This is a genomic window from Pseudomonas sp. PS02302, from assembly GCF_029959585.1.
Taxonomy (GTDB): Bacteria; Pseudomonadota; Gammaproteobacteria; order Pseudomonadales; family Pseudomonadaceae; genus Chryseomonas; species Chryseomonas aestiva.
Genome location: NZ_JASCON010000123.1, coordinates 1 through 9,947, shown reverse-complemented (window position 1 = coordinate 9,947; position 9,947 = coordinate 1). Strand labels below are relative to the sequence as shown.

Annotated in this window: 8 protein-coding genes; 6 read left to right on the top strand and 2 right to left on the bottom strand. The window is 66.2% G+C overall.

Annotated features, from left to right (window positions below; translation table 11 throughout):
• Positions 1-32 precede the first annotated feature (32 nt).
• The gene (locus QMX82_RS24715; RefSeq protein ID WP_282288499.1) at positions 33-620 is read left to right on the top strand and encodes a cupin domain-containing protein; all 588 of its coding nucleotides are present in this window, start codon (positions 33-35) and stop codon (positions 618-620) included.
• Here QMX82_RS24715 and QMX82_RS24710 read toward each other — a convergent pair.
• Both QMX82_RS24710 and QMX82_RS24705 read right to left on the bottom strand, forming a co-directional pair.
• Positions 617-1,039, bottom strand: a complete 423-nt coding sequence (locus QMX82_RS24710) for a DUF1810 domain-containing protein (protein ID WP_208693599.1) — start codon at positions 1,037-1,039, stop codon at positions 617-619. The genes QMX82_RS24715 and QMX82_RS24710 overlap by 4 nt on opposite strands.
• 71 nt (positions 1,040-1,110) lie before the next feature.
• Complete coding sequence (locus tag QMX82_RS24705) at positions 1,111-2,445, bottom strand: MFS transporter (RefSeq protein WP_282288495.1); 1,335 nt, start codon at positions 2,443-2,445, stop codon at positions 1,111-1,113.
• Positions 2,446-2,609: 164 nt separating this feature from the next.
• On the opposite strand from QMX82_RS24705, the gene QMX82_RS24700 reads away from it, so the two are divergent.
• The 5 genes from QMX82_RS24700 to QMX82_RS24680 form a co-directional block, all read left to right on the top strand.
• The gene (locus QMX82_RS24700; RefSeq protein WP_282288493.1) at positions 2,610-2,933 is read left to right on the top strand and encodes a thioredoxin family protein; all 324 of its coding nucleotides are present in this window, start codon (positions 2,610-2,612) and stop codon (positions 2,931-2,933) included.
• Positions 2,934-3,078: 145 nt separating this feature from the next.
• Entirely contained in the window at positions 3,079-4,884 is a 1,806-nt protein-coding gene (locus tag QMX82_RS24695; RefSeq protein ID WP_282288491.1) for a phenylacyl-CoA dehydrogenase, read from the top strand.
• A 185-nt stretch (positions 4,885-5,069) separates the two neighbouring features.
• The gene (locus tag QMX82_RS24690) at positions 5,070-6,839 is read left to right on the top strand and encodes an acyl-CoA dehydrogenase C-terminal domain-containing protein (RefSeq protein WP_282288489.1); all 1,770 of its coding nucleotides are present in this window, start codon (positions 5,070-5,072) and stop codon (positions 6,837-6,839) included.
• 359 nt (positions 6,840-7,198) lie between these two features.
• Positions 7,199-7,357 (top strand): YqaE/Pmp3 family membrane protein, encoded by a 159-nt coding sequence (locus tag QMX82_RS24685; RefSeq protein WP_007159763.1) that lies wholly within the window; start codon positions 7,199-7,201, stop codon positions 7,355-7,357.
• A 262-nt stretch (positions 7,358-7,619) separates the two neighbouring features.
• Positions 7,620-9,947, top strand: a 2,328-nt coding sequence (locus QMX82_RS24680; protein WP_282288486.1) for a CHASE3 domain-containing protein, incomplete at its 3' end; no start/stop codon positions are given.

Below are 9,947 nucleotides of genomic sequence, written 5' to 3'. Positions count from 1 at the left end.
GGCCTCCATTGGCAAAGCCTCTGGAGGCCCGCATGACGCATCGCCCATCACTGTCCATCCTCTCCCTGGTGCTGGGTCTCGCCCCCACCACCGTGGCTCTGGCCGCGCCAGTGGGGACCGGTCAGCCCGAGCAGCTGCACTTCGCCGATGACGGCGTCATCCCCAATAGCCGCCTGCCCGTGCTGCTCTATCGCCAGGTGCCGCTGGAGGGTGCCGACCGTGCGGCGGCGCTGGAGCGACTGTTCGCCGACAACGCCTGGCCGCCGCAGTGGCGCTACGGCGTCTATAGCTACCATCACTATCATCCCAATGCCCATGAAGTCCTAGGCGTGGCGCGTGGTCAGGCTACCCTGCGCCTGGGCGGCGAGCAGGGGCAGGATGTGCAGGTGAGCGCGGGCGATGTGGTAGTGCTGCCAGCGGGCACCGGGCACCGCAACCTGGAGTCCAGCGCGGACTTCCTGGTGGTCGGCGCCTATCCGCCCGATCAGCAGGACTTCATCACCCAGCGCGCCGATCCGGCCGCCCACGCCCGCTCGGTCGGCTTGATCGCCGGGGTGTCCTTCCCGGCAAGCGATCCGGTGACCGGGCGCGAGGGCGCACTGCCGGCACTCTGGCGCTAGCAGAGGCGCGTCAGGGTGGCCTCGTCGGGCCGGCCGGCGAAAAAGGTCTTCAGCGCCTGGCGAAAGGGCTCGGGATCTTCGGCCACGGCGGCGAAGAGGGTGAGGCTGGAGTGGAACTTGAGATCGTCCGGTTGCCCGAACAGCGCGGTGGCGGACAGCTCAGGATGTGCCAGTGCCGCCGCGGTGATCTCCCGCAGGCGCGATCCCAGCAGCGGATGTGCGAGGTAGGCATTGGCCTCGTCGCGGGAGGCGATGGCGTAGTGGCGTGCCGTTTCGCTACGACCCAGTCCCTGGATCTGCGGAAAGATGAACCACATCCAGTGGCTGCGCTTGCGCCCGGCGCGGATCTCCGCCAGGGCGGTGGCATAGGTGTCGGCCTGGGCGTCGAGGAAGCGTCGCAGATCGTGAGTGGCGGTCATGGGGGAAACTCCGGGCCTTTTGCCTATCGGCAGACGGACCCGGAGGAAGTGCCGGTCACGAGACGAGCGGTCTAGCTGCGCGCCGCGCGATAGCTGACCTCGCCGCCTTCACTGACGTCGTCCAGGTCGATCCGGGAGGTCTCCGGCAGGCTCAGGCCACCGACCAGACCCAGCAGGGCGATCAGGATCAGGTAGAGCGCTGGCGAAAGGTTGCTGCCGGTGGCGCCGATCAGCCAGGTCGCCATCAGCGGGGCGGTGCCGCCGAAGATGGTGTAGGCCAGGTTGTAGGTGATGGCGCCGGCGGTGTAGCGCGTGCGGGTCGGGAAGACCTCGCTGAGCAGCGGCGCGGTCACCACGTTGCACAGTACCGCTCCGGCGCCCAGCAGCAGCGAACCCAGCAGGGCGCTGCCGAACTGGCCACTGCTGGCCAGCAGCAGCGCCGGATAGACGCCCGCCGCCAGGACCAAGCTGGCCAGCACCGTGGTCATGCGCCGACCGATGCGGTCGGTGACGCGCCCCAGCACCGGGCAGGCGGCTGCGGCGGCGAACAGGGTGATCAGGCTGATGGCCAGCGCCGCGGCCCGGTCGAAGCCGCCGGCCAGCTGCAGGTAGGTGGAGAAGTAGGTGGTGAACATATAGAAGGACAGCGCCGTCAGCGAAATAAAGGCGCCCAGGCGCAGGATGGAACGGCCTTGCAGCCTGAGCGTCTCGCCCAGCGGCGAATGGCTGACCTCATGGTCGGCTTCCAGGGCCTGGAAGGCCGGGGTCTCGTCCAGCTTCAGCCGCAGGTAGAGGCCGATCAGACCCAGCGGCGCGGCGGCCAGGAAGGGAATGCGCCAGCCCCAGTCGGCCATGGCGGCGGCGCCCAGCAGCCGCTCCAGGCCCCAGGCGGTCAGGGCCGCGCTGGCGAAGGCGAGAAAGGTCGAGACCGGCACGAAGCTGCCATAGCGCCCGCGTCTATCGCGCGGCGAATGCTCCATCACGTAGGCGCAGGCACCCGCGTATTCGCCGCCGGCGGAAAAGCCCTGAGCGCAACGGATCAGCGTCAGCAGGATCGGTGCCCAGATGCCGATGGTGGCGTAGCTGGGCAGGATGCCGATCAGGGCCGTGGCGCCGGCCATGATCAGGATGGTCAGCGCCAGGACCCGTTTACGGCCGATGCGGTCACCCAGCAGGCCGAAGACGATACCGCCCAGCGGCCGGAAGGCGAAGGCCACGGCGAACACGGCAAAGGTCTTGAGCAGCCCGGCGGTGGCATCGCCACTGGGAAAGAAGTGCGCGGCGATCAGGGTGGCGAGAAAGCCATAAAGGGCGAAATCGAACCATTCGACGAAATTGCCGATGGACGCGGCGGAGATGACCTTGCGCAGGGTGGCGGGTGAAACGGAAGTCGCTGTCTGGCTCATGGCGGGCCTCGGGAAAGGGCGGAGACGGAGGCAGAAATGGAGCGCCTTGTTTTATTGTCGAGAGATCGGGGCGTACCGCAGCTTCGACCCTAATCCTTTTCCCGTGACCGAGCAGTCCCGCCAGCGACTTGTCCACCTTTGGAACCGACTTCAGGAGCCCCGCCATGACCATGACGACCACCTATGCGGAAAAGGAGCCCGCCCGCACCGAGGTCGACGCCCTGCCGGGTGTCACCCTGCTGGAGTTCGGCGCACCCTGGTGCGGCCACTGCCGTGCCGCCCAGCCGCTGCTGGCCACGGCGCTCGCGGACTACCCCGGCATGCGCCATCTCAAGATCGAGGACGGCCCCGGCCGCCGTCTGGGACGCTCCTTTCGCGTCAAGCTCTGGCCTACGCTGATCATCTTCAAGGACGGCCAGGAACTGGCGCGGCTGGTGCGCCCGACGGCGGCGGCAGCCCTGCGCGAAGCCCTGGCCGGAGCGGACTGACCGGTCGTTCCACTCGTCCTCGCCACGCTTGACAGGGCAGGCCTGGAACATTAGTTTCAAACAACTGTTTAAACGCCCTGGCGGAAGGTCTGCAGCGACGCTGCCGCCACCCTCGACAACAAGCATTCGCAAAGAGGTAACAGTCATGCCCGATTACAAAGCCCCCCTGCGGGACATCCGCTTCGTTCGCGACGAACTCCTGGGCTATGACGCGCACTACCAGAGCCTGCCCGGTTGCGGCGACGCCACTCCCGACATGGTCTCCGCCATCCTCGAAGAAGGTGCCAAGTTCTGCGAACAGGTGCTGGCGCCGCTCAATCGCATCGGCGACCAGCAGGGCTGCACCTGGAGCGAAGAGGGGGTGAAGACCCCCGATGGCTTCAAGGAAGCCTATGCCCAGTTCGTCGAGGGCGGCTGGCCGAGCCTGGCGCACAACCCGGCCCACGGTGGCCAGGGCCTGCCCGAATCCCTCGGCATCTCCCTGTCGGAAATGGTCGGCCAGGCCAACTGGTCCTGGGGCATGTATCCCGGCCTGTCCCACGGCGCCATGAACACCCTGGAGCAGCACGGCACCGACGAGCAGAAGCACACCTACCTGGAAAAGCTGGTGACCGGCGAATGGACCGGCACCATGTGCCTGACCGAACCCCACTGCGGTTCCGACCTGGGCATGCTGCGTACCAAGGCCGAGCCGCGCGCGGACGGCAGCTACGCCATCACCGGCACCAAGATCTTCATCTCCGCCGGTGAACACGACATGGCCGAGAACATCGTCCACATCGTGCTGGCCCGCCTGCCCGACGCCCCCGCCGGCACCAAGGGCATCTCGCTGTTCATCGTGCCCAAGCGCCTGCCCGTCGCCAGCGGCGCGGCCGGCGAGCGCAACGCCGTGCACTGCGGTTCCCTCGAACACAAGATGGGCATCCACGGCAACGCCACCTGCGTGATGAACTTCGATGGCGCTACCGGCTTCCTGATCGGCCCGCCGAATCGCGGTCTGAACTGCATGTTCACCTTCATGAACTTCGCCCGCATCGGCACCGCCCTGCAGGGCCTGGCCCACGCCGAGGTGGCCTTCCAGGGCGGTCTGAAGTACGCCCGCGAGCGGCTGCAGATGAGATCCCTGACCGGTCCCAAGGCCCCCGAGAAGCCCGCCGATCCCATCATCGTGCACCCCGACGTGCGCCGCATGCTGCTGACCATGAAGGCCTTCGCCGAGGGCAGCCGGGCGATGATCTACTACACCGCCAAGCTGGTGGATATCCTCAAGTACAGCCAGGACGAGGAGCAGAAGCAGCAGGTCGAGACCCAGATGGCCTTCCTCACCCCCATCGCCAAGGCCTTCATGACCGAGGTGGGTTTCGAGGCGGCCAGCCACGGCGTGCAGATCTATGGCGGCCACGGCTACATCGCCGAGTGGGGCATGGAGCAGAACCTGCGCGATGCGCGTATCGCCATGCTCTACGAGGGCACCACCGGCATCCAGGCCATCGACCTGCTGGGTCGTAAGGTGCTGATGACCCAGGGTGAATCGCTCAAGGCCTTCACCAAGGTGGTGCACAAGTTCTGTCAGGCCAACGCCGAAAACGCCGAACTCAAGGCCTTCGTCGAACCGCTGGCCAAGCTGAACAAGGAGTGGGGCGAGATCACCCTCAAGGTCGGCATGGCCGCCATGAAGGATCGCGAGGAAGTGGGTGCCGCCGCCGTCGACTACCTGATGTACTCCGGCTATGTCTGCCTGGCCTACTTCTGGGCCGACATGGCCCGGGTCGCGGCCGAGAAACTGGCCGCCGGTACCGACGAGGCCGCCTTCTACCAGGCCAAGCTGGCCACCGCGCGCTTCTACTACGAGCGCCTGCTGCCCCGGACCCGCGCCCACGCCGAAGCACTGCTGGCCGGCGCCGGCAGCCTGATGGCCCTGGCCGAGGAAGACTTCGCCCTCGGCTACTAAAGGTCGCAGTCCCACTGAAAACCCCGCTCCGGCGGGGTTTTCGCTTTTTCACGGGCGCGAAAATCCAGGCGTTGCAGACCTCCGATCGGCTGACCAGCAGGTCAGATCATGAACCTATGTCTCCCTTTCGGTTCGGTCTTACACTCGGGTCATACCGACAAGAACACCTTCCGAGGAGACTCGACATGGCTGACTACACCCCGCCGCTTCGCGATATCCGTTTCGTGCTGGATGCCGTCCTCAAGGTCAAGGACCGCTGGAGTCAGTGGCCTGCCCTGGCCGAGGTGGTGGACGGCGAGACCGCCGATGCCATCCTCGCGGAAGCCGGCAAGCTGTGCGCCCAGGAACTGGCGCCGCTCAATCGCAATTCCGATGAGGAAGGCTGCCACTGGCAGGAGGGCGAAGTGACCACGCCCCAGGGCTTCCGCCAGGCTTACCAGGCCTTTGCCGAAGGCGGCTGGGTCGGGGTTGGTGGCGATCCCGAATACGGCGGCATGGGCATGCCCAAGGTGCTCACCGCCCAGGTCGAGGAAATGATGCACGCCAGCTGCCTGGCCTTCGGTCTCTATCCGATGCTCAGCGCCGGCGCCTGTCTGGCCCTGCACGCCCATGGCAGCGCGGAACTGAAGCAGGCCTATCTGCCCAACCTCTACAGCGGCCAGTGGTCCGGCTCCATGTGCCTGACCGAGCCCCATGCCGGTACCGACCTGGGGCTGATCCGCACCCGCGCCGAGCCCCAGGCCGATGGCAGCTACCGGGTCACCGGCACCAAGATCTTCATCACCGCCGGCGAGCATGACCTCACCGAGAACATCATCCACCTGGTGCTGGCCAAGCTGCCCGATGCTCCGGCCGGCTCCCGGGGCATCTCGCTGTTCCTGGTGCCCAAGATCCTGGTGGATGAGGCGGGTGCCCTGGGCGAGCGTAATGCCGTGGCCTGCGGCTCCCTGGAACACAAGATGGGCATCAAGGGCGCCGCCACCTGCGTGATGAACTTCGACGGCGCGGTCGGCTACCTAGTGGGCGAGGTCAACAAGGGCCTGGCCGCCATGTTCACCATGATGAACTACGAGCGCCTGGGTGTCGGCATCCAGGGGCTGGGTTCGAGCGAGCGCTCCTACCAGAATGCCCTGGCCTATGCCCGCGAGCGCCTGCAGAGTCGGTCGCCGGCCGGCATCCAGCAGGCCGCCAAGAATGCCGATCCCATTATCGTCCATCCCGATGTGCGGCGCATGCTGCTGACCATGAAGGCCCTGAACGAAGGCGGCCGGCTGTTCTCCAGCTATGTCGCCCTGCAACTCGACACCGCCAAGTACAGCCCTGAGCCCGTCGAGCGCGAACGCGCCGAGGCCCTGGTGGCGTTGCTTACCCCGGTGGCCAAGGGCTTCCTCACCGATCTCGGCCTGGAACTCTGCGTCGCCGGTCAGCAGGTATTCGGCGGCCATGGCTACATCCGTGAATGGGGCCAGGAGCAACTGGTGCGCGACGTGCGCATCACCCAGATCTACGAAGGCACCAACGGCATCCAGGCCCTCGACCTGGTCGGCCGCAAGCTGGCCGGCAGCCGCGGTGCTCTCTATCGGCCCTTCAGCGAAGAGGTCCATGGCTATCTGGGCGGTCTGCCGGCGGACAACGAATTCGCCGCACCCCTGCGCCAGGCGCTGGATCAGCTGGACGGGGCGACCGAATGGTTGCTGCAGGCCGGCGCCAGCGATCCCCATGAGCTGGGGGCGGCCTCGGTGGACTACCTGCACCTGTTCGGCTACGTCGCCTATGGCTACCTCTGGGCCCGGGCGGCAGCCGCCGCGGCGGATCAGGAGGCGACCTTCGCCGAAGCCAAGCTGGCCACCGCGCGTTTCTATTTTGCTCGCCTGCTGCCACGCACCCTGAGTCTGGCGGCTGCCGTGCGCAGTGGTGCTCAGCCGCTCTACGCCCTGGCTGAAGAGGCGTTCTAAGCTGTTGACCGACAAGGTGAAAAGCCATGTCGTGTAAGCTTTGGCTTACACGACGTCGCCGCGATAAGCCATCGCCCGGACCCAGTTAACTGCGTAATCTACACCCATCGGATCGCGGTACAGGATGTACCCAGCGTTCCAGATGATTTCAAGGAAATGTGGCCAGGATGGCCCCCCGGCATGGATGTCGGGCAGAGACTTACAGGGATAGATGGCCAAGGATTGGCGGCCCGACAAGGATGTCGGGTTAAGTCTGCGAAACCCCGCTTCGGCGGGGTTTTTTATTGCCTGCCGGAACCTGATTCAGGCCCTGCCAGTCTTAGAGGCATCTTCTTGCCTGCCCGCTATTGGAGCCTGAAATGGACCTCATCCGCCTTATCTTCGCCATCATCCTGCCGCCCGTGGGCGTCTTCCTTCAGGTCGGCTTCGGCGGCGCCTTCTGGCTCAACATCCTGCTGACGCTGCTGGGTTACATTCCGGGTATCATCCATGCCGTCTGGGTGATTGCCCGTCGCTGAACCAGCGGTCTGATCGCGGCCCAAATGCCGTGATCGCCTGGCTGACCCGAGGGTCAGCGCCGACCGGGGCGAAAGGAGCCAGAGGGCAAGACGCCTGCGCCAGGCGGGTGCCGCCCATGGTCCTGTTCGAGGCCTTTCGGCCAGCCTCTGTCGGTATCCTCGATCGACCGTCGGTTGCGCCGCGGTCAGTGACGACACCCCTCCGCAGGCCGAGGCTTTGCCGTCGCCGACCGTTTTGTCCCGTACAAGGCTTTCAGACCCCATGAATCGCGAGTCGCCCCTCGATCAGAAGCACTTCAGCCAGATCCTCAAGCGCAATCTTTCCCTGCCGCTGAGCATCGGTGTCTTCAGCGCGATCTTCTTCATCGCCATCATCTATTACCTGCTGAAGGTCACCCAGTGGGTCGAGCACACCGACCGCGTCATCAGCGAGGCCAATGCCAACTTCCGCCTGGTGGTCGATCTGGAAACCGGGATGCGCGGCTATCTGCTGAGTGGCAACGACAGCTTTCTGCAGCCCTATGAGCGCGCCCTGCCCAATGTCGAGCCGCAACTGGATGAGCTGAAGAATCTGGTCAGCGACAGTGCCGTGCAGATCCGCCGACTGGAGCGGATCGAAGCGGTCCATCGTGAATGGCGACAGTATGCGAGCCAGGTGATCGAAGCGCGGCGCAGTGGCGGCGATTTCCAGACCCCGCTGAGCGATGGCCAGGGCAAGAGTCGCATCGACAGCATCCGTCGCGACTACACGGATTTCATCGCCTACGAAGAGCAGATGCGCGCCGAGCGTACCGCGACGGCCAGCCGCATGACGGTGGTGTTCGTCGCCGCCTTCCTAATCGTCAGCCTGCTGCTGTCGGGCATCATGGCCTTCTTCGGGCGCCGCGAACTCATGCGGCTCTCCGCGACCTACACCCGCCTGCTCGATCAACAGGCCGAGCACACCGACAATCTTGAGCGACAGAGCTGGTTCCGCTCCGGCCAGAATCAGCTGTCGGAAGCGGTCATCGGTCAGGCGACGCTGGCGCCGCTGGGGCAGAGCATCCTGCAATTCCTGGCGCGCTATCTCGGCGCCGCGGCCGGTGCGCTCTATGTACGGCTCGACGACGGCAGCCTGGAGCGCGTCGCCGACTATGCCCTCGACGACGAGGGCCGCCGCCGGCGGCAGCGCCTTTCACCGGGCGAGGGTCTGGCCGGGCAGGCCGTGCTGGACGGGCGCCTCGTGGCGCTCGACCAGTTGCCCCTCGACTACCTCAAGGTCAATTCGGCGCTGGGCGAACGCCAGGCCAGTGCGGCGCTCATCGTGCCCATCGAGAACGATGGTCGGGTGAATGGTGTGGTCGAGCTGGGCTTCCTGCGCGCCCTGCGTCCGCAGGACGAAGAATTGCTGACCCTGATCGCCGACTCCATCGGCTCCTCGGTGGAAGCCGCGCGCTATCGCCAGCGGCTGCAGCAGGTGCTGGCGGAAACCCAGCAACTCAACGAAGAGCTCCAGGTACAGCAGGAAGAGCTGCGCACCGCCAACGAAGAGCTGGAAGAACAGTCCCAGGCGCTCAAGGAATCCCAGGTTCATCTGGAGCAGCAGCAGGCCGAACTGGAGCAGACCAACGAGCAACTCTCCGAGCAGGCCCAGGAACTGCTGCAGCAGCGCGACGTGCTGGACGACCGCAACAATCGCCTCAACGAAGCCCAGCAACTGCTGGAAGACCGGGCGCGCGAGCTGGAACGCGCCAGCCAGTACAAGTCCGAATTCCTGGCGAACATGTCCCACGAATTGCGTACGCCGCTGAACAGCTCGCTGATCCTGTCCAAGCTGCTGGCGGACAACCCGGTGGGCAACCTGAGTGCCGAGCAGGTGCGCTACGCCGAATCCATCTATTCGGCGGGCAACGACTTGCTCACCCTGATCAACGACATCCTCGACATCTCCAAGGTCGAGGCCGGCATGCTGGAGATCCGCCCGGAGCAGATGTCCGTGCGCCGCCTGGTGGAGGCCCTGAAGACCGCCTTCGAGCCGGTGGCCCAGAACAAGGGTGTCGCCTTCGTGGTGGAGCTGGATGCGCGGATGCCGCCGACCTTCTTCAGCGATCGCCAGCGGGTCGAGCAGATCCTCAAGAATCTGCTGTCCAACGCCTTCAAGTTCACCGAGCACGGCCAGGTGACCCTGCGCCTGTCGCTGGAAGACGGCCAGCCCAGCTTCGCCGTGAGCGATACCGGCATCGGCATCGCCGCCGAGCAGCAGGAGCTGATCTTCGAGGCCTTCCGCCAGGCGGACGGCGCCATCACCCGTCGCTACGGCGGCACCGGTCTGGGGTTGTCGATCTCCCGCGACCTGGCGCTGCTGCTGGGTGGCGCCCTGAGCGTCACCAGCCAGCCGGGCGAGGGCAGTACCTTCACCCTGCGCCTGCCGCTGGAGTACCAGGAAGCCGCCGCGCCCGGTCTGCCGGTGACGCCGATGATGGCGCAGACCGCCATGCCGACTGCGACACCCGTATCCCTGGCAACCCTGGCCGCCACCCCGCGTCCGCCCGCGCCGCCGCCCCTCACCGAGGCGGCGGCGCCGGTGGGGTCGGCCGTTGGCGCCGCCCGC